This window comes from Luteimonas sp. R10, assembly GCF_045689605.1.
In the GTDB taxonomy this organism is placed as follows: domain Bacteria; phylum Pseudomonadota; class Gammaproteobacteria; order Xanthomonadales; family Xanthomonadaceae; genus Luteimonas.
This window is the reverse complement of sequence record NZ_CP141262.1, coordinates 2264584-2289262: the sequence shown is the minus strand read 5'-3', so window position 1 is coordinate 2289262 and position 24679 is coordinate 2264584. Positions and strand designations below refer to the sequence as shown.

General features: G+C 66.4%; 20 protein-coding genes, 4 pseudogenes and 1 other annotated feature. Of the genes and pseudogenes, 12 read left to right on the top strand and 12 right to left on the bottom strand.

The features are described from left to right. Window positions 1-52: 52 nt before the first annotated feature. From U3649_RS09885 to U3649_RS09875, 3 genes are all read left to right on the top strand, one after another. Entirely contained in the window at window positions 53-2059 is a 2007-nt protein-coding gene (locus tag U3649_RS09885) for a TonB-dependent receptor (RefSeq protein ID WP_407351170.1), read from the top strand. Further along, entirely contained in the window at window positions 2056-3219 is a 1164-nt protein-coding gene (locus U3649_RS09880; protein ID WP_407354588.1) for a PepSY-associated TM helix domain-containing protein, read from the top strand. Before U3649_RS09885 ends, U3649_RS09880 begins: the two co-directional genes overlap by 4 nt. 189 nt (window positions 3220-3408) lie before the next feature. Next, the gene (locus U3649_RS09875) at window positions 3409-3543 is read left to right on the top strand and encodes a hypothetical protein (RefSeq protein WP_407351169.1); all 135 of its coding nucleotides are present in this window, start codon (window positions 3409-3411) and stop codon (window positions 3541-3543) included. A 251-nt stretch (window positions 3544-3794) separates the two neighbouring features. After that, window positions 3795-3914: a sequence feature (AL1L pseudoknot), on the bottom strand. Here U3649_RS09875 and U3649_RS09870 read toward each other — a convergent pair. The 4 genes and pseudogenes from U3649_RS09870 to U3649_RS09855 all read right to left on the bottom strand — a co-directional run. After that, window positions 3808-4192: pseudogene (locus tag U3649_RS09870) on the bottom strand (transposase); the annotation flags it as partial. Its footprint overlaps the feature before it by 107 nt. Before the next feature lie 249 nt (window positions 4193-4441). Then, entirely contained in the window at window positions 4442-5881 is a 1440-nt protein-coding gene (locus U3649_RS09865; protein ID WP_407351168.1) for an ArnT family glycosyltransferase, read from the bottom strand. 29 nt (window positions 5882-5910) lie between these two features. Further along, window positions 5911-6999 (bottom strand): glycosyltransferase, encoded by a 1089-nt coding sequence (locus U3649_RS09860; RefSeq protein WP_407351167.1) that lies wholly within the window; start codon window positions 6997-6999, stop codon window positions 5911-5913. Further along, window positions 6992-7891 (bottom strand): phosphatase PAP2 family protein, encoded by a 900-nt coding sequence (locus U3649_RS09855; RefSeq protein WP_407351166.1) that lies wholly within the window; start codon window positions 7889-7891, stop codon window positions 6992-6994. The genes U3649_RS09860 and U3649_RS09855 overlap by 8 nt, the downstream gene beginning before the upstream one ends. Window positions 7892-8137: 246 nt before the next feature. On the opposite strand from U3649_RS09855, the gene U3649_RS09850 reads away from it, so the two are divergent. Beyond that, complete coding sequence (locus tag U3649_RS09850) at window positions 8138-8647, top strand: hypothetical protein (RefSeq protein WP_407351165.1); 510 nt, start codon at window positions 8138-8140, stop codon at window positions 8645-8647. On the opposite strand, the gene eptA is transcribed toward U3649_RS09850, so the two are convergent. Together eptA and U3649_RS09840 are read right to left on the bottom strand one after the other, a co-directional pair. Continuing rightward, entirely contained in the window at window positions 8627-10225 is a 1599-nt protein-coding gene (gene eptA / locus U3649_RS09845) for a phosphoethanolamine--lipid A transferase EptA (protein ID WP_407351164.1), read from the bottom strand. The genes U3649_RS09850 and eptA overlap by 21 nt on opposite strands. Before the next feature lie 83 nt (window positions 10226-10308). Further along, complete coding sequence (locus tag U3649_RS09840; protein ID WP_407351163.1) at window positions 10309-11190, bottom strand: phosphatase PAP2 family protein; 882 nt, start codon at window positions 11188-11190, stop codon at window positions 10309-10311. A gap of 457 nt (window positions 11191-11647) precedes the next feature. Between U3649_RS09840 and U3649_RS09835 the strand changes: the two genes are divergently transcribed. Beyond that, on the top strand, window positions 11648-12325 hold the full coding sequence (locus tag U3649_RS09835; protein ID WP_407351162.1) for a response regulator transcription factor: 678 nt from the start codon (window positions 11648-11650) through the stop codon (window positions 12323-12325). Beyond that, entirely contained in the window at window positions 12312-13682 is a 1371-nt protein-coding gene (locus U3649_RS09830) for a sensor histidine kinase (RefSeq protein ID WP_407351161.1), read from the top strand. The genes U3649_RS09835 and U3649_RS09830 overlap by 14 nt, the downstream gene beginning before the upstream one ends. Before the next feature lie 34 nt (window positions 13683-13716). Here the strand turns inward: U3649_RS09830 and U3649_RS09825 are convergent, their stop codons facing one another. From U3649_RS09825 to U3649_RS09810, 4 genes and pseudogenes are all read right to left on the bottom strand, one after another. Further along, complete coding sequence (locus U3649_RS09825; protein WP_407351160.1) at window positions 13717-14031, bottom strand: hypothetical protein; 315 nt, start codon at window positions 14029-14031, stop codon at window positions 13717-13719. A gap of 37 nt (window positions 14032-14068) precedes the next feature. Beyond that, window positions 14069-14275 (bottom strand): annotated as a pseudogene (locus U3649_RS09820) (alpha/beta fold hydrolase); the annotation flags it as partial. A 379-nt stretch (window positions 14276-14654) separates the two neighbouring features. Further along, window positions 14655-14840 (bottom strand): helix-turn-helix domain-containing protein, encoded by a 186-nt coding sequence (locus U3649_RS09815; protein ID WP_407351159.1) that lies wholly within the window; start codon window positions 14838-14840, stop codon window positions 14655-14657. A 229-nt stretch (window positions 14841-15069) separates the two neighbouring features. Next, a pseudogene (locus tag U3649_RS09810) lies at window positions 15070-15654 on the bottom strand (cupin domain-containing protein); the annotation flags it as partial. Between the two features lie 125 nt (window positions 15655-15779). On the opposite strand from U3649_RS09810, the gene U3649_RS09805 reads away from it, so the two are divergent. Continuing rightward, window positions 15780-16196: a nuclear transport factor 2 family protein gene (locus U3649_RS09805; protein ID WP_407351158.1), complete on the top strand. Its 417-nt coding sequence runs from the start codon at window positions 15780-15782 to the stop codon at window positions 16194-16196. A 232-nt stretch (window positions 16197-16428) separates the two neighbouring features. Here the strand turns inward: U3649_RS09805 and U3649_RS09800 are convergent, their stop codons facing one another. Then, window positions 16429-17040, bottom strand: a complete 612-nt coding sequence (locus U3649_RS09800; RefSeq protein WP_407351157.1) for a dihydrofolate reductase family protein — start codon at window positions 17038-17040, stop codon at window positions 16429-16431. Between the two features lie 392 nt (window positions 17041-17432). On the opposite strand from U3649_RS09800, the pseudogene U3649_RS09795 reads away from it, so the two are divergent. Beyond that, window positions 17433-17911 (top strand): annotated as a pseudogene (locus U3649_RS09795) (VOC family protein). A gap of 65 nt (window positions 17912-17976) precedes the next feature. Here the strand turns inward: U3649_RS09795 and U3649_RS09790 are convergent. After that, window positions 17977-18252, bottom strand: a complete 276-nt coding sequence (locus U3649_RS09790) for a hypothetical protein (RefSeq protein WP_407351156.1) — start codon at window positions 18250-18252, stop codon at window positions 17977-17979. A 470-nt stretch (window positions 18253-18722) separates the two neighbouring features. Between U3649_RS09790 and U3649_RS09785 the strand changes: the two genes are divergently transcribed. The 4 genes from U3649_RS09785 to U3649_RS09770 all read left to right on the top strand — a co-directional run bounded on the left by U3649_RS09785 (window position 18723) and on the right by U3649_RS09770 (window position 24647). Beyond that, entirely contained in the window at window positions 18723-19601 is an 879-nt protein-coding gene (locus U3649_RS09785) for an SDR family NAD(P)-dependent oxidoreductase (protein ID WP_407351155.1), read from the top strand. Between the two features lie 174 nt (window positions 19602-19775). After that, a complete protein-coding gene (locus tag U3649_RS09780) occupies window positions 19776-23564 on the top strand; it encodes an amino acid adenylation domain-containing protein (protein WP_407351154.1) in 3789 nt (1262 codons plus the stop codon). Between the two features lie 230 nt (window positions 23565-23794). Next, complete coding sequence (locus U3649_RS09775; RefSeq protein WP_407351153.1) at window positions 23795-24331, top strand: GFA family protein; 537 nt, start codon at window positions 23795-23797, stop codon at window positions 24329-24331. After that, window positions 24324-24647, top strand: coding sequence for a DUF6958 family protein (locus tag U3649_RS09770; protein WP_407351152.1), 324 nt, complete (start codon window positions 24324-24326; stop codon window positions 24645-24647). Before U3649_RS09775 ends, U3649_RS09770 begins: the two co-directional genes overlap by 8 nt. Window positions 24648-24679 lie beyond the last annotated feature (32 nt).

The following is a 24679-nucleotide window of genomic DNA, read 5'->3' as shown; positions in this document are numbered from 1 at the left end:
GGCGACCTCGAACCTGCCCCTCACCCGCCTGGCTGCCGGCATCCTGGCAACCATGCCGGCCTTGGCGGTGGCCCAGGGCCACCCTGACGGCGCCCTGTCGCCCGTCGAACTCGACCGGGTCGTCGTCGTTGGCGCGATGACCGACGAAGTGCTCGACCGCGCGCAGATCGAGCGCACCCAGGCCAACGACCTGGCGGACCTGTTCCGGGCCGTTCCATCGGTGACGGTCGGCGGCGGCGTCGGCCTGGCGCAGAAGATCTACGTGCGCGGCCTGGAGGACTCCCTGCTCAACGTCACCGTCGACGGCGCGCCGCAGCGCGGCACCCTGTTCCACCACATCGGCCGGGTCGCGATCGAGCCGGAACTGCTCGAGACCGTGGAGGTCCAGGCCGGCCCCGGCGAGGCCACCTCGGGCTTCGGCGCCATCGGCGGCGCCATCCGGTTCCGCACCCGCGACGCGGTGGACCTGCTGCAGCCCGGCCGCGACGCCGGCGCGCTGTTCAAGGCCGGCTGGTTCGGCAACGATGGGCACAAGGTCAGCACGACCGCGTTCGGCCGCCTCACCGGCGACGTCGGCATCCTCGGCTCCTTCGTCAAGGTCGACCGCGACGACTACGAGGACGGCGACGGCACCGCCCTGCGCGGCACCGGTGCCGACCAGCGCCTGGGCTTCCTGAAGATCGGCGGCGACCTCGGCGGCGGCCACCGCATCACCGGCAGCTACGAGGCCCGGCGCGAGGAAGGCCGGTTCGGCGCCCGCCCCAACTGGCCGGTCCTGGCAGGCGAGCCGCTGTTCCCGGTGGAGGGCGAGCGGCGCACCGCCGTGCTCAACTACGGATTCGCGGCCAGCGATTCGCTGGACCTCGAGGCGACCGGCTACTGGACGCGTTCCTCCTTCGTCCAGGACCGGTTCGACCGCTGGGGCCGCTACGGCGCCGACATCGACACCTTCGGCCTCGACCTGCGCGGCCGCTGGACCGTCGGCAACCATGCCCTCGTCGCCGGCGTCGAACACCGCGACGACACCGTGTCCAGCCAGTACCTGGCGGACCCGGCCACCTGGCAGCCGTGGGCGTGGGACCCGGCCGTCGGCTATTTCGAGGAACAGGGCAGGCTCTACGGCCTGTACATCCAGGACCAGTGGCAGGTCACCGATCCCCTGCTGCTGAGCTTCGGCGCCCGCTACGACCACTACGACCTCGACCTGGCCACCTACGGCGGCGGCACCGACAGCGACGGCGTCAGCCTCAACGCCGGCGGCAGCTACCGGCTCGCGCCCGGCCTGACCCTCAACGCCGGCTACGCCGAGGCGTTCCGCGGGAAGGAGATCGGCGACGCGTTCACCCTCGAACAACGCCCCGGCCGTCTGACGCTCTCGCCCACCCTGCGGCCGGAAAAGGTGGACAACGCCGAGATCGGCCTGTCCTACGCGCGCGACGGCGTCAGCGCCTCGGCCGTCTACTACCGGATGACCATCGACGACGTGATGCTCGACCAGCTCTACGCCGGGCCGCCGCCGCAGGGCGCCGTGTACTACGAGAACGTCGGCACGTTCCGCTCGGACGGCGTGGAGCTGCGCGCCGGCTACGTGCGCGGCGCGTTCTCGGCCGATGCGTACTACAACCGCTACGACTCGCGCTTGAACGACCGCCGCATCGAGGGCTACGAGCACATCGCGCTGGGCAACTCCATGGGCGACAGCTGGCAGCTCACCCTCGGCTGGGACCCGAGCGTGCGCTTCGGCATGCAGCTGGGCGTGAGCCACGTCGAGGACCTGGACGACATCGAGGTGCTGTTCCGCGACGTCGAACTGGGCTTCGTGCCCGAGACCCGCTTCATCGACAAGCCGGGCTACACCGTGGTGGACCTGTTCGCCCGCTGGCAGCCCCTGCAGGCCGACACCTTCGAGGTGTTCGCCGGCGTCTACAACCTGTTCGACCGCACCTACCGCGCGCATGCCAGCGTGGGCGACTACACCGCCATCCCCGACTACGGCAACGTGGTCGGCCTCAACGAGCCGGGCCGCAACATCCGCCTCGGCGCCTCGCTGCGGTTCTGAGCAGCGCCCTGCGCACGCCGCCGCAACGCCGCCGGCGCACGCGCTGGCGCCAGGCCCTGCTCGCCTGGCACCGGTGGTTCGGCCTGGGCGCGTCGCTGTGGTTGCTGCTGCTGGCGCTGACCGGCAGCGCCATCACGTTCTACGACGAGCTCGACACCTGGCTCAACCCGGACCTGCGCACGACCGGCGAGACCGTGCCCGGCGAGGCGCAGCCGGTCCCGGTGGAGCGCGCCATCGAGCAGGCGCAACGGGCGCTGCCCGGTTTCCGGCCGTGGATGATCGACCTGCCCAACGCGCCGGGGCGGACGCTGTGGATGCTGGGGCGCCAAGGCCCGGACGGCCGCAGCGTTCAACTCTTCGCCCATCCGGCCGACGGTCGCGTGCTGGGCTGGCGCGAGCAGGGGCGCCTTGCGCTGGATCGCCGCCACCTGATGGACGTGGTCTATGGCCTGCACATCGACCTGATGCTGGGCCCGGCGGTGACCTGGCTGTTCGGCCTGGTGTCGCTGCTCTGGTTGCTCGACCACGTGGCCGCCGCGCTGCTGTCCGTGCCGCGCATGGCCGCGTGGCGCGATGCGTTCCGCCTGTCCGGCCGCCCGGGCAGCGGCCGCCGGCGCCTGGACCGGCATCGCGCGCCGGGCATGTGGCTGCTGGTCCCCACGTTCGTGCTGTCGCTGACCGGCGTCACCCTGGCCTGGCCCGAGGCCAGCCGCGACGCGGTGCGCCTGGTCTCGCCCGTCTCCGAACGCCTGGACTTCTCCCTGCCCGAAGTCGCCGACGCCACGCGCACGATCGACGCCGACCGGGCCATCGCCCTGGTGCGGGAGCGGATGCCCGCGGCGCGCGTGGACAGCCTGCGCATCCTGCCGCGCGCGGGCGCCTATGCCGTCCACACCTTCGATCCCCGCGACGTCGACGACCAGGGCCGGCTGTGGACCTACGTGGCGATGGACGACGGCCGCCCGCTGGGCCAGCGCCACGACCGCGGCACCAGCGCCGGCGACCTGTTCTTCGTCTGGCAATACGCCCTGCACTCCGGCAAGGCCTTCGGCCTGCCTGGGCGGATCGCGGTGTTCGTCGCTGGGCTGGCCACCGCGCTGCTGTGCATCACCGGGGTTTTGCTGTGGTGGCGCAGGCGGCGGCCGGTGGACGCGGGCTGATCCGTCATCCCGAACCGATCCCAGAATGCGAGCCGGAGACGGCAGCACCTCGGCGTGGCCGGCGTATTCGCGTTGGCGTACTGTTGCAGGGCCCACCCGGGCTCATGTCAACAAGAGGGAATACCAGTGATCAGGAAGCTCCTGCGTACGACCACTTTCTTGTCCGTGCTCTTCGCGTCCAGCATTGCGATGTCCCAGTCGACGACGCCTTGCGACTTCTGCGAAGTGCAGTTGTACCGCTGCGTCAACAACGGCGTCTTCTCCTACGAGCAATGCATGAACATGTACCGGAACTGCAGGGAGGAGGCCTGCGAGCTTCCCTGACGATGGACCACCGCGGGCCGGCTCCAGACTGCCGGCCCGCTTCGTCCTCCTTCCGCCAAGTCCCGAGGCCCGCTCCGCGGCACCGGATCGACTTCGACGATTCGGGTCGGCCGTGAGGCGCAGTTCGAGGTGCGCCAGTCCGGTCGCCTGTCCAAGATCTGGACCCCGATGCGCGGCGCGCGCCGATGCCCCTCATGTTCGCGTCCACCGCCTCGGGCGCGGTCGTGCCGGTGCGACTGGACGCTGTGGATCGACGCTCCTCGTCGGCAGCACCTTGCAGATCGGCTCGACTCCGTAGGCGGCACGGTGTTCGTCGATGAACTCCGTCATGGCTTGAACCGGCGGTCGAGCTGCGCCTGGCAAAATACGCCGACGCCTTGCGCAGGATCTCGTTGGCCTGCCGCAACTCGCGGTTCTCGCGCTCCAGCTGTCGCAGCCGCTCAAGCTCATCGGTCATCGCACCCGGGCGCTTGCCCTGGTCACGCTCGGCCTGCCGCACCCAGCGCCTGAGCGTCTCGGCCGTGCAGCCCATCTTGCCGGCCACCGAGCCGATCGCGGCCCACTGCGAACCGTGTTCGTTCTAGTGCTCCAGCACCAGTCGCACGGCCCGCTCCTGTACCTCGGGGGAAAACTTCGGAGACTTCCTCATGGCTCTATCCTCTCAAGGGAAGGAGCCTCGGGGAAAGCCGGGGTGGTTCAGTCCGTTTCGACGGTCGCTACGCAGTACTGACCGCAGATCACGTGGCAGATCAACTCAAGGCTGTGGTCGCGTGGGGATGCTGGTCGATATTCGCGGCGGCTTGCGGCGCTGCGCGTTCGAACGCGCGCACCTGACATGGCTTCGCGTCAGAACAGCACCCTACGGCGGCGAGGGTCCAGATATTTCGGTGAATGTACGTTAGTTTGGGCACAAATCGGGCGACTTAACCCTGGATACCGGTGTTAGATGATATCGCATCAGTGAGACTCCGTCTTGCGTTCGAATGGCTGCATGAGTGGCTTCGACTGTTTCAAAGAGGCTTGGGGCTGTCTCAGAGGTCGTTTCCGACCGCCTTGCCCGCTCGATTAAGAGGCCGGGGGCGGTGCACAATTCGCTAGGGAAGGCGCCACGGAAGCCGTAGCGCTGCAGTTGAGCCACGGACCAGACGCGCACTTGCGGAAAACGAATCGCGAGCGATCCGGTTCGAGCGTAGTCGGTCGTGGCGATCCATGTTGCGCCCGTTTCCTCGAGCAGTTCAGTGATGGCATCTTGGGTCGCTGACCATCCGCGCGTTTGGTTTGGTGGATTGTCGGTCGTGCCGATCGGGGTGAACGGGTTGAAGGTGGTCGCGACTAAACCGACGCTCATCAACAATGCGATGGCGAGGGTGGCCTTGGTCCAAAGCCGCGGCGACTGCGCTTGAGCGAGGCCAAAGGCCGCAGGAATGGCGAAGAGCGCCTGCAGCGGCACGATCCAGTTGGCTTGAACTGGCGCATGTGTCGCGTGATAGGCGAAGTAGAGCAGGAGCGGAACAGAGCTCCAGACCAGCAGCGCGCTGTCTTTTGGCGGGGCCTTGAGAGCTCGGAAGGCGAACCAGGAGACCAATGGTGTCGGCGCCAGGAGCAGGAGCGCGGCATATTCCCCGAGATATCGGGTCGAGAAGCCGGAGGCGACGAGGCGCGCGCCTTGGCGTTCCAAGCCGAGCCAATCGTTTTGCAGGTTCCAGAAAAGATAGGGCAGAAGCGGCAGAATCGCCGCTACCACGGTCATATAGGGCAGACGTGTGAGCAGGTACGCGCGGCCTTTTAGCGTGGCAATCAGGTAGGCCAGCAATCCGAAGGCCAGAAAGGCATTGGTGAACTTCGACAGGCCGCCGAACCCGATGAGTAGACCTGTGCAGACCCACCATAGCATCGCGGAACGTGTGTCTGGGAGCGTGTTGGTCGCGCGGATCGCGGCCCAAAGTGCGGCGACCCAGAACAAGGTTGAGGGCGCGTCGGGGGTGGCGAAACTGCCCAGAGCGAAGACCAGCAGGCTAAGGTTGTAGAGCGTTGTCGCCAGCACTGGCAGACCCACAGCGCCACCGGACATGCGCCGCGCCATATCGCCCACGAGGTATCCCGAGGCGACGAAACCAATCGCCGGAAACAGGCGGATGCCGAGCGCGGTTTCACCGAAGAGGTTGGTTCCCATGCGGATCATGTAGGCGATCATGGGCGGATGATCGTAATAACCAAGCGCCAGATCGCGGGCCCACAGTGCGTAGTAGGCTTCATCATCAAATAGGGGTACCAATGCGGCGATGGCGAGGTGAACGGCAAGAAACGCAAGCGATATGGTGAAAACGGAAAGCCGCATCAGAGAGTCACCTTTGCCCCCTGCGCTCGTTAACGAGTGCGCCAAGTAAACAGTGAAGAAGCAACGAAGTTCCAAATTGCGCCAGCAATCGCGCCGACGATACTTGCCGGGGCCCAAAACGGCAGAGCCGCAAAGAAAAAATTGGCCACACCCACATTCATGACCGCACCGAGCGCACAGACTGCGTAGAAACTCAGCAACCCTCGCCAGATCGCGTGCCCGCGCAGAGCACGGTCCCGATAGGTGATCAAGTTATTCAACATGAAATTCGAATTGATGGCTGCGAACACCCCGAAGGCCTGCGCCAACGCAAATTGATCTGTTAGAAAGACCAGCGCAATCTTGACAGCAAGAAGCTGCACGAAGATGCCCGTAAAGCCGACGGCACAAAATAGTACGAACCGCGTCGACACCAGCCCGCCCGTCTTCCGGACCACCAGCAGCGACACGAATTCGAGGGCGACAGCGGAATCCATCTTGGATTCTCCGGCGTGACGCGATCGAAACGTGTAGGGGATTTCATGCGTCTTCCATCGCCCTGCAGACGCGGCCAGCATGTCGGCGAGGATCTTGAACCCTTCGCCTTGTAGGGATGTGACCACCTCATTGAAAGACAGGCGGCGCACCATGAAAAACCCGCTGACCGGATCGGAGGCCGTGATGTTCAGTAGACGTCGTGTCAGGGCTGTCGCACGATCGCTGCCCCATCGCCGGATACGAGACAGACCATGCCCACTCGACCCGCCGTCAATGTTGCGACTGCCGATCACGATGTCCAATTCGTCATCACCCTGCAACGCATCAAGCATTGGTGCGAGCCGGGTTTCGTCATGCTGCAAATCCGCATCGATTACGGCGCAAAACGGGGACGTGGAGGACAGAATGCCTTCGATACAGGCCCCGGCGAGGCCCCGCCGCCCGATCCTTGGGATTACACGGACATTGTCGAATTCCAGAGCCAGGGAACGCACTTCCTCAGCCGTGCCATCGGGGCTGTCATCATCCACATAGACCGCCTCCCAGGATCGCCCCTCGAGCGCGGCGCGCAACAGATCGAACAGCGGCCGCACATTGTCCTTTTCGTTGAACGTAGGGATGACCACGCTCAGGTCATACATGCGTCGGCCCTGCTTTCGGCCGATGGCCCCGGATCCTCTTCACGTACCGAACGGCCCATGTCTGCAGGCGACTTGGTTTCTGAAGGAAACCATCGCCACATAGGTTGAGCCGCTGTGAAAGCTTGTAGAAAAGGAATCCGACCAGGTCGCCGATGACCATGCCGGTCAGGGTGTCCGCCGGATAATGGACCCCTACGTAGATTCGGCTAAAGCCCACGATCGAGGCCCAGACCATCAGAAGCAGTATCAGGTACTTGTAGGTTTTTCTGAGGAGTAGCCCGATAAAAAACGCCAATGCCATCGAGTTCGCTGCATGCGCCGAAAAATAGCCATAGCGCCCGCAACGCGGTGCGATATAGCGGATGATCTCCTTCAGATGTTCTTCCCGGCAGGGCCTGGGGCGTTCAAAACCGTGTTTGAATAGATTGGCCAACTGATCTGCTATGGTGATCATCACCACGATCAGGGCGATGATAATCAGCAGGTTCTTGAGTCCATAATGGCGATACACCAGATACATTAAGGCTACAAAAACAGGAACCGAGGAAAGTTTGCTGGTGACAAACAGCCACAAGCCATCCCAGCGTTCCGAGCCCAGCGAATTCAGAAACACAAACAGTTGCTCGTCCAGCAGCTGCACCCCACCGAAAAAGCTGCTGACCGAAACCTGCGACGGGTACACCTGCACCGCTTCTCCCAGAAGCAGCGCGTTGGTCGCGATCCACAATCCGAACAGGGCGCCGCCGGCGGCCGCCGCAACGCCGATGGCGGCGGCCCAGCGCGAAGGCTTGCTCGAGAAGGAGGTGGCGCCTTCGATCGGCGGTCGCAGCGGGCCCGAAGTGCTCCACTTCCAGCGGCCGCCCGCACGCGGGTCGCGGTGGTACCCGATCACCCGGGTCTCCGTGCCGACCCGGGCCACAGCCACTTCATGTGGCTGATGCGTTCACCCAGGGACGATGATCGGCACTTCAATGCGGTCGTGACGCGGGCGCGTGCCCGGGACGTCCCGAGCTGAATGATGCCGGCGTGCGGACGCATGCGATGCCTCGTGCCTTGAGGAGGCGCAACTGTCAGGCGATGCGTCTTACCGGATACTTACCGGACAGGAAGTTCCCGCGGCCAGGTATGCAAGGGACCCGTGGCAGCCGGAATCGCCGTCGGTGTCGTCGATTGCGTCGACGCGGCATGGGCCACGATCCGGCGAGCGCCCATGGTCGGGACCGCGGCGCATCTGGTCGATGCGGTGATTCCGCTAGTGCCGTTCCGACAGCGGGTATTGGCGCTGCCGAAGCGGCTACGACCGGCGTTGCGCGCCGACCCCGCCCTGGCCACCTGCGTGCTGCGGATCTTCTTAGGCGTCATCGAGCGCGCCTTGCGCGTCGCCTGTCGCGATGCGCCGGCGGGTAGCCGTCTTGGCGCGCTGAGCTTCGTCCAGCGCTTCGGTTCGGCGCTCAATGAGCACTGGCACTACCGCTGCCGCGTAAGCGATGGACTGTCCGCCGAAGCCGGGGTGGGGCTCAAGTTCCTGCCCGTCACGGCCGATGGCGCCATGGCGGGCAGGGTGCAGGCCGAAGTGCGGCCTCGGGTTGTACTTGCACGCAGGCTGTCCTTGCCAGCGCGTTCAATGTCATTGGTGCCTCTCCGGTGAGAAGAGATCCAATTCGGGTTCGAAGATGTCGCTACGCATGCCGAATGCGCCCATGACACTGTGAAACACATTGGCGTGGGAAAACGTGCCTTCGACAGTCAATGTCGTATTCGCGTTTGAATGGGCTGCGCTGGAATCCCATACGATCAACGGGATTTCCTTCTGGACGTCAGGTGCAATCGACCAGGGCGTCCCGTGCAGATAAAGGTTGTATTCCCCCAATGATTCGCCATGGTCAGAAACGTAGATCAGCGAGGTCGAATATCCTTGTAAACCCTTCAGCACGTCAATGGCCTGCCCCACGACGAAATCCGTGTAGACAATGGTATTGTCGTAAGCATTGATCAGTTCGTCTCTTGAGCACTGGTGCAACTGGACCGATGCACACACAGGTGTAAATACGTTGAAACGTGACGGATAGCGCACGTTGTATGCTGGCCCGTGGCTCCCCTCGAGATGGAATACCACCAGGATACGTTGCTGGTTTGATGCAGCAATACGCGCTTCAATGCCACGCAACAAACCTTCGTCATAGTCACACGCCTCTCCCGTGCAACCGGCCTTCACATCGCCAAGACGCTCGAAGTGCCGTATGTTCATTGCAGGCTCGCCGGAGTTATTCGTGCGCCATATGACTTCGACGCCATGACGCTGGAGATAACTGGTCAATGGCTCCCACATCGCGCGTGCCCCGGGCTCCTGGTAGGCCAGGATGCATTCAAGTGAGGCAGTCGTGTACGTGGCGCATGACTGGGCCTTCTTGAAGACTGTGGCACCAGCTTTGGCGACTGCCGGATTGGTCTGCCTTCCATACCCATACAAGGAGAAATTCTGCGCACGGGCAGACTCCCCGATCATCAGGAAGACGACTTTCTTTTCATTCGACACAAAATGGGCGGCAGGTAACAGCTTGCGTTCGTACGGGGCCGCGTTGCCAGCCAGATAGCGCCCACCGTTGACCACATACGACCAGGGCAGGACCATGCCGCCAAGATGCTTGGCATATTTATCGATCCACAACCAGCTTTGGGATGCGCCATACGCCCAGCAAAGCGTGAAGACACTTACCGCGATGGGCATTACCAGGCGCTTGCAAAAAGGCGTGTGCGTCACCTTGACTTGCAAGAGAACCCAGCATGGCACGATGCCCAGGCAAAAGGCGTACACAAGCATCCACGGATGAAACAGGCCGGCCGCTTCCGCCATATCGGTATTGAAGGCGTTGCCCATCATGGTCTTGTCTAGCACAACGCCATACGTGACCACGAAATAGAGTGCGATGGCATTGGCTATCGCCATCACCATGCACAAAGGCTTGACCAGTCGCGGCACAATCAAGGCAATGATGCCAGTAAACAATGCGGTCATTGCCACGACCAGGATGAACAACGTGAGCAATGTCACGCCCGCACGCAATGATGCGACATCCAGATGATCAATGCCAAACAGATAGAGCGGCACGTGGTATGCCACAGCATTGAATAGTGCCCAGGCCAAAATGAACATTGGCGTCCGGAAACGCCAGCGCACCCTGGGAATGAAAGCACCGGACAACAGCCTGAGCGCTAGGGCGTGCATGTGAATCCTCCCATGCGATCCTCCTAGATTATTTTTGTGAAGGATCACCGGCATCCACCAGACTGGCGCCAATGCCAGCCAGCTTACGACCTGTACTTTCCTGTAAACAGCGCAGCAGAAAAAATACCGATCAATGCGCCTGCAATCACGGCAGATCCGGTATGTGCATCGAGCTCGACACGCGCGAACATTGTCAGCAATAGCACCGGCACCAGGTAAAACAGGTGCCACCATCCGTAACGACGCCCCACGAAATACACTGCTGAAGATGCCAGTGAGGCATGCCCGGAGGGCATGTTGTGCCGCCCGCCATAGGGGCGCTCACCCAAGCGCACACCCAGGATAACGACTGGATCCAATGCCCGCTTTAAGCCATGCGTCATGATGATACCGGCAACACCGATATAGAGATTCTGCACCATCCCTATCGGGTCGCGTTTGACAATGGGCAATGCCACCTGTGCAATCGTATTGATAAACCGCCCGTACTGCTCCGTGCCAGTGACCAGTGCGTGCTCACTACGCGGCGTATCGCGGTAACTCAGCAAATCGGATGGATAAAAAACAGACAAGGCAGTACCGATAAGGCACATCACCATCAACAGTCGTGGCCGTTGTACTTGCACGTAGGCCATCTTTGCCAGCTCCAGCAACCGCATTGGTGCCGCCCTGGCGAGAAGCGATTCCAAGTCGAAGCCGCTGATCCGGGTCAGTGCCCGCTGGAACGGATGGGCGCCGACGCGTTTGCCCAGGGATTCGCTGGCGCGGGTGCCGCGTCGCATCACCTCCACATCGGCGCCCTCGCGCCGCGCCGGCATCACCCGCGGCATCAGCTCGTGCGGGTCTTGGAGGTCCGCATCCAGGATGACGACAGCATCCCTGGTGCCAGGTCCAGCCCGGCCGTCGTCATGGCGGCTTCCTTGTCGAAATTGCGGCTCAGGTGCACCAGCCGAATCGGCGGTCACGGCTTGCCGCGCCATGCATTCGGCGCCACCGTCGCGGCTTCCGTCCTAGACAAACAGGAACGCGCAAGGGACGGCGAACTGCTCGCCGATCCGCTGCTGGCGCTCCAGACGATGCGGGCGCACCGAGGCCTCGTCGTCGTACGGAACGGTGATCGAAACTTCAATTCGTTCACGACGCGGGCGTGTGATTGGGGCTGCCCGATCGGAATGATCCCGCCGTGCGGACGCATGCGATGCCTCGTGCTATAAGGAGGCGCTACTGTCGGGCGATGCGTCTTTCCGGCTGCTTACGACCAGGAAGTTCCCGCGGACCAGGCATGGGTTCGGCCAGGTAAGTGTCCAGTAAGGAAGGCGCTCGACAATGCCGCTCATTCGCGGCTCGTCGAACGCATGCAGGAGTAGAGCTTTCAGTGCGAGCGCGTTGCCTCCATCACTCACCAGAGAACAAAACGACGCGATGAGCCGCATTCTCCTGATCGAGGATCACGAGCGGCTTGCGCGACTGGTCTGCAAGGGGCTCGTGGCCGCCGGAATCGCCGTCGATGTCGTCGATCGCGTCGACGCGGCATGGGCCACGATCCGCCAAACGCCCTACCAGGCGCTGGTGATCGATCGCGGATTGCCGGATGGCGATGGGCTCGCCCTGCTGCGGCGCATGCGCGGCGCCGGAATGGGCATGCCCTGCCTGGTGCTGACGGCGCGGGATGCGTTGCGCGACCGCGTGGAAGGTCTGGATGCCGGCGCCGACGACTACCTTCCAAAACCATTCGCCATGGATGAGATGGTGGCGCGCGTGCGGGCACTGCTGCGCCGCCCGGTGGAGGTTCGCCCGCTCGATCCCAGCCATGGCGATCTGACGCTGCGGCCTGCCGCCGGCATCATGTGTTGCGGCGACGAGAGCGCGAGGCTGGCCCCGGCGGAAATGCAGATCATGCTGTTGCTGCTTCGCAAGCACGAGGAAGTCGTGCGCCGCGGGGCGCTGGAGTCGGTCGGCTGGGGATTTGGCGAGGCCGTCACCCCGGGCGCGCTGGACGTCGCCCTGCATCGCATCCGCCGCAAGCTGCTCGCCATCGGTTCGCGCCAACGGATCATCAATGTCAGAGGTCTCGGCTATGCCCTTCGTGAAGCCGAATAGCCTCAGCCTGCGGGTCCTGCTCGCGTACGTGGTCGGGGTGATCCTGAGCGTCCTGCTCATGGTCCTGGCGACCTTCGTGCTGACGACTTACCGCAGCGACCTGTGGCTGAAGGCGGACATGGCCGAGTACACGCGGGACCTGGTCGGGGCGGTCCGGTTCGACGCCAGGGGTGTCCCGAACGGCCTCGCTGCCAGCGAGGATGACGATAGGTGGATCTATGAGAGTCTCAAGGAGGAAACTGCCTACCGCGTGCTCGACGACTCCGGGCGTCCGGTGCTCGTTTCCGCTGCCGGAGAAGGATTCTGGTCCCCCGCCGAATCGCGGGGACTCGTGCCTGGAGGCTTCAACTTCGAACGCGGTGGCATCCGGATGCACAGCGTCATCGAGCCCTTCGAGCATGGCGGAAGGACCTGGTACTTACAGTTCGCCGTCAGCACGAGGATGCTGGGCTTCATCTATCAGGAATTCACCTTGCCGTTCATGGGTGCGGGCGTCGTCATATTCAGTGTGCTGCTGCTCATCGTCTTCGGCATCTGCGCCTATGTCACGCTCGAATACACGCTCCGGCCCTTGCGCAAGCTGTCGGAGGCCGCAACCTCGATCTCGCCGCGCGCACTCCACGCGCGATTGCGCACCGAGGCGGTGCCGTCCGAGATCGCGCCCCTGGTGCACAGCTTCAACCGCGCACTCGACAGACTGGAACACGGATACCGCGTCCAGCAGGAGTTCCTTGCGACGGCTGCGCACGAGTTGAAGACGCCGCTGGCATTGATCCGCGCGCAGGTCGAGTCGAGAGGGGAGGGCGAGGATCGCGATTCTCTGCTCGGTGACGTCGAGCACATGACGCGCCAGGTGCAGCAACTTTTGCTGCTGGCGGAAGCCAGCGAGGTGCAGAACTACCGCTTCGCCATCATCGATGTGCAGGAGGTTGCGCAGGACGTCGTTGCCTACCTGCAGCGCATGGCCGAGGCGGCACACGTGCATGTGAGATTTTCCGGAAGCGCGTCCGTTGCGCGATGGCAAGCCGATCGCGGTGCGCTGTTCACGCTGCTGAAAAACCTGCTGGAAAACGCCATCCAGCACGCACCGCGCGGCACCGAGGTGCGGGTGGAGGTGGGCGCTGCGACGGTGACGGTGCGCGATTCGGGCCCCGGCGTGGATCCGCAACAACTGTCGCAAATGTTCTCCCGCTTCTGGCGTGGCGCCCATCGGCGCGACCAGGGCGCCGGCCTCGGCCTGACCATCTGCCGGGAAATCGCGCTGGCGCATGGATGGGTGCTGTCCGCGCACAAGGCGGACCCGGGATTGCTGCTCCGGTTGTCCGTGGAAATGGGGTCTTCAGGCCTAGCGAAGTAGCATCCGAAGAACCTTGGCACCATGGGGACATCCACTAGCCCGGAACATTCACGACTCCAGGCAAACAAAGGCCTCTCTCGTGGTAGAGATGTTGTGCGACCAACGGCCCGGCGATCAGGTCGACCATCGCTTCCACGCGCCGCGGCGTCGCCAGCGACCAGTGCAGCCGCCACAGGTCGGGCGGGATGCGGTCGACAAGGCCGGGCCGCACGGCATTGAGGAACTCTTCCCTGAAACCGGCTTCGCTGACCGCCTTGCGGATCTCCCCGCGCATCTGGTCGGCGGGCAGTGCCCAGGTCTTCTCGATGTCGGCGTACTTGGGGCCCAGCGCATCCTCTGTACGGGACATCGCCGTTCTGGATGATCTGCGCGACCACGCGCGCGGGATCCATGATCGCCAGGCGCGCGCCGACGGGAGGGCCGAAGTCGTGCAGGTACAGCACGAAGCGGTCGATGCCGAGCGCCTGCACGAATGCATCCAGGAACGCGGCATAGCCGTCGAAGCCGTACTCGAAGTCGTCGGGCGTGGCGCTGTAGCCCGCGCCGGGAAAATCCGGGGCGACCAGCCGCCAGCGGTCGGCGAGCCGCGGCATCAGGTTGCGGAACTCGAACGAGTAGCAGGGATAGCCGTGCGGCAGCAGCACCACCGTCGTCGGGACCTGCCTCGGGTAGAAGGTATCGATGCCCGACACGTCGACGCGGCGGTGCCTCACCCGCGATACGGGATCGTTGCGCGGAACATCGCTCGTCGATCCGGCGAAGTCCATCTTGGTCCTCCTTCGATCGAATCGTGGCAGGATCGGCCGCGTGCCCGTGCACCGCCGCCGGCGCTGGGGCCGATGCACAGGCTGGCATGACGCCCCTTAGCTCCGGGTGATCCGGACAGGTCCGCGGAACGCCGCCCGGGCAAGACCGGCGGCCGCACCGGACACGTGGCGACCGAAAACCCCGGATGCGCTTCGTTTCCCCGAGCTACGCCGGCTCAGCTGCGGCCCCGCGCAGCGGTTGCACGGCCTTCCGCTCCCGCCGGTATTGCCCCGGCGGCACGCCGAACGTGCGCCTGAAGGCGCGGCTGAACGCCGCCTCCGACTCGTAGCCGACGTCCTGGGCGACCCTCAGTACTTTCTTTCCAGTTCGTGGCCAGCAAGCGGCGCGCACCGAGTTGGAGGCGCCAACGCGCCAGGTACGCGAGCGGCGCTTCGCCCATGAGCTCGGCGAACCGGTCGGCCAGCACCGTACGCGAGGTACCGCTCGCCCGTGCCAGGTCGGGCAAGGTCCATGCGCGCGCGGGCTCGCGGTGCAGGAGCGCCAGCGCCCGCCCGACCTTGGGATCGCGCGCACCGGCCAGCCAACCGGTGCGCGCGGGCGGCAGCGCGTCCATGTATTGGCAAAGCGTCTCCACGAACAGCGCTTCGGCCAGCTTGGCGAGCACCGCCAAACGACCGGCCTGCCGCAGCTCCGGCTCACCCACGCAGTGGCGGATCGCGCTCTCGACCCATGCGCCCGCGGGACTGTTGCGCACGTTCGCCTTGAGGATCGCGGGCAGGCCGCTCAGGAACAGGCTTTCCGCGTGGCGCTCGCAGCCCAGATAACCGCAGATGATCCGGGTCACCGGTCCGTCGCCGCCCCACTTCTCGGCGGCCAGTTCGCCGTTCGCGAGCTTCGGCAACAGGCGCGCCCCGGGGAAAAGTCTGGAGGTGCGTCCCCGCCACATTTCGTGCGCGTCGCCATGCGGAAACACCACGATGTCCCCGGCTGCGAGGCTGACCTCGCCGTGTCCGGCCGCGCGCGCGGTCGCGTGCCCCTCCGTCACCAGGTGGAACAGCACCAGCCGCTCGCTGTCCGGCGAAATCGCAGGGCGGACCTGGTCCTGCGCCGGCGTGGCGAATCGCCACGGCGCCGCGAACTCGCCGTTGAAGAAGAGCGCGCCGGTGATGCGTACCGCGCGCATGGCTTCCGACAACGCATCCATCCGGCAGCCTCCCTCCGGCAACCCGGCCTGCAAGGAATTCCGGACTTCCGATCAAGCCCAGCCCGATGCGCCCGGGCAGACTCCTTCCCGTCCCGGCGCATCGCGTCGACAGTATAGGAGGCCCCATGGAAGCCACGACATCGCAAACCTTGCACATCCTGCAGCGCTTCAACCGCGCATTCCTGCAGCACGACGCATCGCTGCTCGACGACCTGATCGCCGAGGACTGCGTCATGGAGAGCGTGGAGCCCGCGCCCGACGGCACGCGCCACGTGGGCCGCGCCGCGTGCCTCGCATTCTGGCGGAAACTCGCCGCCAGCCGCGACGGCGAGTTCGCCGAGGAAGCCATCGTCGCCGGCGGCGACCACGGCACCATCCGCTGGCGCTATCGCTTCGGCCCCGGGCTGTCGCAGTCGGTTCGCGGCGTGACCGTGATGCGGGTACGCGACGGCCTGATCACGGAGGCGCACGGATACGTCAAGAGCGGCGATGCGCCCGTCGCGGCGGCCGTGCGCAGCGCGACCGCTCCATCCGACGGGTGACCCGATCGCTACTCGCCTTGCGCCGAACGCGCAATCCGCCTTGCACGCGTCGGGCGCCGACTCCTCACCCGGCGCTGCGCCCTCCTCCCAACGAGCAGGGCAAGGGAGATCCGTAGAGCGGAGCTCGCTCCGCTGCCTTTGGGCTCAGGGATCCGCGCCCAGCCGCCGGCGATCGGCGAGCCGCGACATCAGGTCGCGCAACCCGATGCCGACCGGATCGCCTGACTGCACGTCAATCCGGAAGGCCCGCTTTGACGATGCGGTAGGTGACATGGGTGACGAGCGAGGTGGCGCGCGACGCGACCTGCTCCAGCTTCAGCGGCGGAACGCCGTCGAAGACGCGAGTGCCGGCGCCGAGCGTGAACGGGGCGATGTGCAGCCGCAGTTCGTCCAGCAGCCCCGCCGCCAGCGACTGGTTGACGGTCGAGGCGCCGCCGGCGACGGCGATATCGCCAGCGCCCGGCACCGCCCTCGCCCGCGCCACCGCGGCCTCGATCCCGTCGGTCACGAAATGGAAGGTCGTGCCGCCCGCCATCGCCACCGGCGCGCGCGGGTAGTGGGTAAGCACGAACACTGGGGCATGGTAGGGCGGCTCAGGGCCCCACCAGCCCTTCCAGTCGCCGCTCCACTCGCCGCGGATCGGTCCGAACATGTTGCGGCCCATGACGAACGCCTTGGCGTTCGTGATCGCCTTCAGTTCCGCCCGGTTCTCCTCCGGCGTATCGAACATCCAGGCGTGGAGCATCGACATGTCGCCGTCGCCGAACGGCTGCTCCTCGGTCTGGTTGTGGCCGGCCGAGTAGCCGTCCGCCGAGATCGAGATGTCGCACACCACCTTGCTCATGTCGGTTTCTCCTGGCTGGGGATCGCCCTTGCGGCGCCCTTTCCATCGGGACGAACGACGAGCGCCCGGATCGACAGGGCAGTGGCACCGCCCGCGTGCTGGCGGGGCCAATGAACGGACGCACGTGGTGGCTCCGTGCAATCCGCAATCGAGCCTGCGCAATCCCTGCCGCTGACATTGCAGATCGCGCTGCCGTTCGTCGTCGTCCGAAGTGCGGCAGCCGGTTCAGGGCGTTGCCGGTCAGGCAAGCGCCATTCGCCCCTGGTACCGTTCGGGCGCGCGGGGCAAAAACCGGCGCGACACCGGCTTCACCCCACCCGGACTGTCGAATCGCAGCCGCCCCGCTCGTCGCCCAGACACACCCCGCCCGACCACTTCCCTGGGAGAACGACATGACCAGCAAGAACACGATCTGCCTCTGGTACGACGGCACCGCCCTCGACGCCGCGACGTTCTATGCCGAAACCTTCCCGGACAGCGCCGTGACGGCCGTCCATCACGCGCCCGGCGACTATCCGGAAGGCAAGCAGGGCGACGTGCTGACGGTCGAGTTCACCGTGCTCGGCATCCCCTGCCTCGGCCTGAACGGTGGCCCCGCGTTCAAGCACAGCGAGGCGTTCTCGTTCCAGGTGGCCACCGACGACCAGGCCGAGACCGACCGCCTGTGGAACGCGATCGTCGGCAACGGCGGCCAGGAAAGCGCCTGCGGCTGGTGCAAGGACAAGTGGGGCCTGTCCTGGCAGATCACGCCGCGGCCCTGACCGAGGCGATCACCGATCCCGACCGCGCGGCGGCCAAGCGTGCGTTCGACGCCATGATGGAGATGCGGAAGATCGACATCGCGGCGATCGAGGCCGCGCGACGGGGTTGAACCCGGCCCTGGAAAGACGGCGGGCCGCGCAAGGCGGCCCGCCGAACGCCTGCCTCGGACCCGGGTCAGTCCTCGACCGCGCACCCCACGGACACCCTGGCGTACGGGTACCCCGTGGCCGGATCGACCCACTCGGCCAGGACCGCGTACTCCTGCGAAGAACGACCCCAGCTCCGGTAGCACTTGGTCTCCGCCACGCGCAGCGCGTTGTCGATCGCCTCTTCGCTGGTATGCCCGTAGGCTTCCCCGATGACATCGAAATGGTGGACGGCGGCGAGCGCCGCGGCGCTGCAGGCGACCGTCACCAGGAATACAGAGGCGGAAAGACGCCACTTGTTCATCGCACACTCCATTGTCGTGGGTTGAAACCGCACCCTGCCAGCTTCCCGAGACCTTGGCGTTAAGAGCGGATAGCGCGTGGGTTACAGCGAGCACTGGTTCTCATTTCCGCGATGCGCCCGGGGATGGCCGCGGTTATGGCGCCATGTCGGAACCGAGACCGCCGCTTCGCCGGCCCCGGACTGCGCACCGGCTGCAAAACCCGGCGCCCTGATGCCCTTCGGGCAGGCCGGTCTCCCCGACTGCGGGCAAGTCGATCGGCCAGCGCCTGGAAACAAGCTCCGGAGCCGCAGGCTTGCTCGACCGCAGCGCGAAAGCCCCGTAGGCGACTTCTGCACTTGCCTTGGAAGCCGGCTGGCGGTGTCGATTCCGTGGCCCCTCGTCCGTCGCAGTCATGGACCGACCGCCGGCGCGGACCGTCGGCCCCGCCATGCGCGGAACAACGGTCGCGCCCTGAACAGGGAGAACGCACATGATGCTCAAGAACAGGACCGCCGCGATCTATGGCGCCGGCGGCTCGCTCGGCGGCGCCGTCGCCCGCGCCTTCGCGCGCGAGGGCGCCAGGCTGGTGCTGAGCGGCCGCAGGCTGGAATCGGTGGAGCGTGTGGCCGCCGAGGTCCGCGCCACGGGCGGCGAGGCGGAGGCCGCCCGGGTGGATGCGCTGGACCGGAACGCCGTCGACGCCTACGTCGACGACGTCGTCCGGCGCCATGGCGCGCTCGACATCTCGTTCAACGCCATCGGCCTCGAGGACACGCAGGACATCGCACTGGTCGACATGGACGTCGAGGATTTCGTGCGTCCGATCCGGATCGCGATGCAGTCGCACTTCATCACGGCGACCGCGGCCGGCCGCCTCATGAAGACGCAAGGCGGCGGGGCGATCCTGTCGCTGACGGCCACGCCCGGCGGCATCGGCTATGCCAACGTCGGCGGCTTCGGACCGGCGTGCTGCGCGATCGAGAGCTTCTCCCGCGACCTGGCCAGCGAACTGGGGCCATACGGCGTGCGCGTCGTGAACATCCGCTCCGCGGGCTCTCCGGACTCGCGCGTATTCCGCGAAGCCATCGAACAGGGCGGCGAGCGCGCCGTCGAGTTCATCGACAAGATGCGCGCAGACACCATGCTCAAGGCGCTGCCGTCGACGCAGGACATCGCCAACGCCGCCGTGTTCCTCGCCTCGGACATGGCCGCCAAGATCACCGGCGTCACCCTGGACGTGACCTGCGGCACCACCAGTGCGCTCAATTACAAGGTCACGCCGATCGCGTTCGCCCGAACGCCCGCGCATCCAAACGACGCCGCATCGACGGCATCCGGCGCGACCGCGGACCCGGCGGCCGCCGGCTGATCACGCGCAGAGGATCGTCCATGGATTCCCGCTTCGCGGGAACGACGTTGTTTGGGTGAACGCCATTCGTCCTTGGCACCTCCCGCCGACACCTCCGTTCGGCAGGAAATCACCGGGTCGTTTGCACGTCCGTCACGTCCGTGGATTCCGGCTTCGCAGGCACATTAGACTGCGATGCCGATTTCTTCGCTCGAGGTGCAGACCATGCAACCGCCTGGACGACAGCACGTGCCGGAAAGTGTGACGCAGAACGCGATCGCGCCTGTCGAGGGCGTCCCACTTCTGGACGAAGAGCAGGCACGCAGCGGGCTCATCGGGCGGAACCCGACAGCGCAGGCATGCGACCGGACGGAAACCGTCTGGGGGCTGATCGAACGGCAGGCGCAGGCGCATCCGCAACGGGCGGCGGTCGTCGACGGGCCAACGGAGATCGACTACGCGCGCCTGGCGGCGCGGGCGAACGCGATCGCCGGCGAGCTTCTGGCGCGCGGGGTGGAACCCGGGTCGCTGGTCGGGGTGTGCATGCGCCGCACGTGGGAGCTCGTGGCGACGCTCGTGGGAGTCCTGCGGGCGGGATGCGCGTACGTGCCGCTGGATCCGGAGTACCCACGGGAGCGGGTGCGCTACATGCTGGAGCACGCCCGGACGGCGGCCGCCATCGTGGACGGCGAGAAGCGGGCGGCGCTCTGCGACGGGGCACCCGAGCTCGTGCGGCTCGACGAGGTGAGGGAACGCCCCGCGGAAACGATGGCCGGGCCGTCGCCGAAGGACCTCGCCTATGTCATCTACACATCGGGCTCGACAGGGCGACCGAAGGGCGTCGCCGTCGAGCATCGAAACGTCGTGGCGATGACCCGATCGATGCGCGACCTGCTGGACGACGAGGAGCTCGCGGGCGTGCTGGCGGCGGCCTCGGTCTGTTTCGACACCTCCGTCATGGAAATCCTGGGGACGCTGTCGCTCGGCGGCACGGTGGTGCTGGCGGAGAACGCACTGGCGCTGCCGGAACTGCCGTCGGCGCACCGGGTGCGGACGACCATCATGGTGCCGTCGGCCATGCAGGGACTGCTCGCGGCCGGCGGGTTGCCGGCAGGCGTGCGCTGCGTCGTGCTCGGGGGCGACGTGCTGAAACGCCCGCTGGTGGAACAACTGCACGCGCTGGCGCAACGGCCGCGCGTGCTCAACGTGTACGGGCCGACCGAGGCCACGGTCTATTCCACCGCCACCGAGCTTCCGGCTGGCGTGCAGACGATCACGATCGGCAAGCCGGTGCCGCATTCCCGTGCGTACATCCTGGACGCCGCCATGCGGCCGGTTGCGGTGGGCGCCCCGGGGGAACTGCACCTCGCGGGAGACCAACTGGCACGGGGCTACCTCCACGACGACGCGCGCACCAGGGAGCAGTTTGTCGAGGTGGATCCGGACGGGCCGATCGACAGGCTGGTCCCGGACCGACGGCTGTACCGGACCGGGGACCGATGCCGGTGGACGGAAGACGGCGAAATCGAGTTCCTGGGACGGATCGACCAGCAGGTCAAGATCCGCGGCTTCCGGATCGAGCTGGAAGAGATCGAGTCGACGCTGGAATCGATGCAAGGCGTGGACGGCGCAGCGGCGGCGGTCGTCGACATCGGCGGCGGCAAGACCATGCTCGTCGGGTACGTGGCGAGCCGAGACGAGGCGGTGACGAACGAGGCGTCGCGCGCCTACGTGGCGGAGCGGCTGCCCAGGTACATGGTGCCCCAGGTCGTGATGCGGCTCGCCGACCTGCCCCGGCTGCCCAACGGCAAGCTCGACCGCAAGCGGCTCCCGAGTCCGGAATTGGGCCGCCATCGAGGGGCATCCGACATCGGTGCCTCCGGCGATGCCGGGGGCCCGCTGCACCGCTTGGCGTGCCTGCCGAAGGACGAGCGGCACGCGGCCCTGCTGTCGCTCGTCCGCGCCGAAGTCGCCCGCTTCCTTCGCCTTCGCGATCCCGGACAGGTTCCGCCGCACCAGGCGCTGGAAGCACTCGGCCTCGACTCGCTGGACTCGGTCGAGCTGAGCCATCGGCTGTCCACGGTGCTGGGCCGGAAGCTGCCCGCATCGACGCTCGTCGAGCACCCCACGCCCGCCGCCGTCGCCGATCACCTGCTCGACCTGCTGGGGAGCGGCGCCACGGATCGGCCGAGCGGCCATGCGAACGGCGCGGCCCCGGATACGCTGGGTCGTTTCCAGGCGCAACTCCAGTCCGGCCACCCGCCATTCCTGGCCGCCAAGGCGCCCGCCTGGTCCGCGACCGACAAGGGCACGCTCATCCGGGAGCTCAAGAGCCTGCTCAGGCGTTCGGGACGGGAGCCTTACAGCAAGCTGGTCCGCACCGGGAGCGGCCACAAGGGCACTGTCGCCGACGTGCACACCGGCGAAGAGCACGAGGCCATCATCTGGAGCACCAACCTGTACCTCGGCCTGAACCGCGACCAGGACGTCATCCAGGAAGCCAGGTCCGCCCTGGAACGCTTCGGCACCGGCATGGGAACCTCCCCGACCGCATCCGGCATGACCGATCTCCACCTGGCGTTCGAAAAGGAGTTCGCGGCGCTGGTGGGCAAGCCGGCCGGATGCCTGTTTTCCACGGGGTTCACCGCGAACCTCGGGGTGATCGCGGGCATGCTGGGCGACAAGGACGTGGTCGTGATGGACCAGCTCTGCCACGCGTCCATCGTCGACGGCGCCCGCTTGAGCGGCGCCAGGATCCGGACGTTCCAACACAACGATGCGTCCGACCTGCAATCGGTCCTCGAGACGGAAGCGTCGCCCTACCGCACGACCCTCGTGGTGCTCGAGGGCGTCTACAGCATGGGAGAGGGGACCGCGCCGGTGCGCGACATCGTGCGCACGGCGAAACGGTACGGCGCGCTCGTGCTCGTGGACGAGGCGCACTCGTTCGGCTTCTACGGTCCCCGCGGCGCCGGCATCTGCGCGGCCCAGGGCATCACCGACCAGGTCGACTTCATCATGACCACGCTCAGCAAGGCCCTCGGCAGCCTTGGCGGCGTGATCGCCGCCAGCGAGGCGCACATCGCCCTGCTCAAGACATCCGCCAGGGCCTATGTCTTCCAGGCGACCACCACCCCTGCCGACATCGCCGCTGCGCTCGCCGCCTTGCGGCGGCTGCGCGCCGACGACGCGCTGCGGGAACGGCTCTGGGACACCACCCGCTACATGCGGGAGCGCTTCTCCGAAGCCGGCTACGACCTGGGCACGGGCGACGGCCCCATCGTCACCCCGCATTTCGCCGACAGCGACACGCTCTACGCGATCGCGCGCGGCCTGCACGCGCGGGGCATCCACACGACAGCCGTCACCTATCCGATCGTGGAGCGCGGGCGCGGCCGCCTGCGATTCATCTGCTCGGCGGCGCACACGCGCGATGACGTCGACCGTACCCTCGAGGCCCTGATCGACGCGGAGCGCGAAGCCGAGGGGACGCGACGGGCCCCGGAAGACCGGGTGTCAGGCGACCGCGGACGGGAAGCGGAAACATCGGTCGAAAACGGCGGTGCTGATGTGCCGGGGCGGCAAACCGGGGAGCGTGCGAGTGGCGCAGACGCCGGACGATCCGGCGTGGCGGCCTGGGCCGCCGCCTTTTGCGCCGACCTGAAGGCGGCGCTGGCCGAGGCGCCCGGTCCGACGCCGACGCTCGCGGTGTCGATCGGGATTCCTGGCGACGGTGAACGGATCGCGATCCTGATCGACGAGGGAGATGTCGCGTTGGGCGCCCAGGAGATGGTGCACGCGCCCTTCTGTTCGCTTCTTCTCACCGACGGGCGGGCGATCTCCGCCCTGTGCTCATCCGACGTGCAGCGTTTGCTCGACAGCATCATCCAGGGCACGTGCGCATTGAGCGGCCAGGTCGAGCCGTTCGTCTGGCTGCTTGGGCGGATGGCCGATCGGCAACGCTCGGTCGCGGAGCTTCAATAGGCAAGGAAGTCGCCAGAGCCGATTCGCCCTGGCCGTCGGAAATTGCCCCTGGCGAGAATGGCGCCCATGGACGTTGGTGATCACCGACTTGACGTCCATGGGTTCCCGCCTTCGCGGGAACGACGATGCTTGGTGAGCGCGATTCGTCCCTGGCACCTGATTCGGTCGCCCCGCATGTCGAAACCCTGCCCCGCCATCCGTCGTGGAGATAGTCCACGAGGAGGTTCGGCATGTCCCTGGTTCAACACCTGGCCTGCGCCTGCGGCGAGGTCGAACTGACCGCAGAGAAGGCGCCGATCGCCAGCGTCGAATGCTATTGCGACAGCTGCCGGGCGGCGGGCCTGCGGCTGCAGCGCCTGCCCGGCGCCCCGCCGGTGCTGGGCGGGCACGGCGGAACGCGGTACGTGCTCCATCGCAAGGACCGCATCCGGTTCGCCGGGGGCCGCGAACGCATGAAGGCGTTCCGCCTGTCGCCCGACGCGGGCAGCCGACGCATCGTGGCCGGTTGTTGCCACACACCGCTGTTCCTCGAGTTCAAGGGCGGGCACTGGCTGAGCCTGTATGGCGGCCTGTGGCCGGCCGGCACCCTGCCCCCGCTGCAGATGCGCACCATGACCGGCGACCTGGCGGACCCGTCGGCGCTGCCCGACGACGTGCCCAATCTCAGGCGCCAGTCCGGGCCGTTCTTCCTGGCCCTGTTGAAGGCGTGGATCGCGATGGGATTCCGCAGCCCGCGGATCCCGGTGGAAGGAGACATCGATGCCTGAGGCCGCCGCGAAGATCGAGATCGAGATCGAGAGCATCATCTCGCCGGGACACGTCCAGCGGGTCGATCGCGCCAAGTACCTGGCCATGCGCAAGGCGTTGCTCGGCGTGCTGCCGAAGGCGCCGCCTGGACTCACCGTCGCCCAGGCCAAGGCGACGCTGCTGCCCGCCCTGCCCGACGCGCTGTTCCCCGGCGGCGCCAAGGCCGGGTGGTGGCTGAAGGCGGTCCAGTTGGACCTGGAGGCCAAGGGCGTGATCGCACGCGGCCCGGCCCGGCCCGTCCGGCTGTTCAGGCAGGAAGGGGCGGGGAGCGCCTGATCCCTTCCCGCTCGCTTGGCGCCGCCGCTTCC

What these genes read in the sequence shown, in the direction of transcription:
- U3649_RS09835 (WP_407351162.1), top strand. Translation starts at nt 11,648, where the DNA reads ATGAGCCGCATTCTCCTGATCGAGGATCACGAGCGGCTTGCGCGACTG.
- U3649_RS09865 (WP_407351168.1), bottom strand. Translation starts at nt 5,881, where the DNA reads ATGCGGCTTTCCGTTTTCACCATATCGCTTGCGTTTCTTGCCGTTCAC.
- U3649_RS09805 (WP_407351158.1), top strand. Translation starts at nt 15,780, where the DNA reads ATGGAAGCCACGACATCGCAAACCTTGCACATCCTGCAGCGCTTCAAC.
- U3649_RS09885 (WP_407351170.1), top strand. Translation starts at nt 53, where the DNA reads ATGCCGGCCTTGGCGGTGGCCCAGGGCCACCCTGACGGCGCCCTGTCG.
- U3649_RS09780 (WP_407351154.1), top strand. Translation starts at nt 19,776, where the DNA reads ATGCCGATTTCTTCGCTCGAGGTGCAGACCATGCAACCGCCTGGACGA.
- U3649_RS09785 (WP_407351155.1), top strand. Translation starts at nt 18,723, where the DNA reads ATGATGCTCAAGAACAGGACCGCCGCGATCTATGGCGCCGGCGGCTCG.
- U3649_RS09875 (WP_407351169.1), top strand. Translation starts at nt 3,409, where the DNA reads ATGTCCCAGTCGACGACGCCTTGCGACTTCTGCGAAGTGCAGTTGTAC.
- U3649_RS09775 (WP_407351153.1), top strand. Translation starts at nt 23,795, where the DNA reads ATGTCCCTGGTTCAACACCTGGCCTGCGCCTGCGGCGAGGTCGAACTG.
- U3649_RS09800 (WP_407351157.1), bottom strand. Translation starts at nt 17,040, where the DNA reads ATGAGCAAGGTGGTGTGCGACATCTCGATCTCGGCGGACGGCTACTCG.
- U3649_RS09790 (WP_407351156.1), bottom strand. Translation starts at nt 18,252, where the DNA reads ATGAACAAGTGGCGTCTTTCCGCCTCTGTATTCCTGGTGACGGTCGCC.
- eptA (WP_407351164.1), bottom strand. Translation starts at nt 10,225, where the DNA reads ATGCACGCCCTAGCGCTCAGGCTGTTGTCCGGTGCTTTCATTCCCAGG.
- U3649_RS09825 (WP_407351160.1), bottom strand. Translation starts at nt 14,031, where the DNA reads ATGTCCCGTACAGAGGATGCGCTGGGCCCCAAGTACGCCGACATCGAG.
- U3649_RS09770 (WP_407351152.1), top strand. Translation starts at nt 24,324, where the DNA reads ATGCCTGAGGCCGCCGCGAAGATCGAGATCGAGATCGAGAGCATCATC.
- U3649_RS09860 (WP_407351167.1), bottom strand. Translation starts at nt 6,999, where the DNA reads ATGTATGACCTGAGCGTGGTCATCCCTACGTTCAACGAAAAGGACAAT.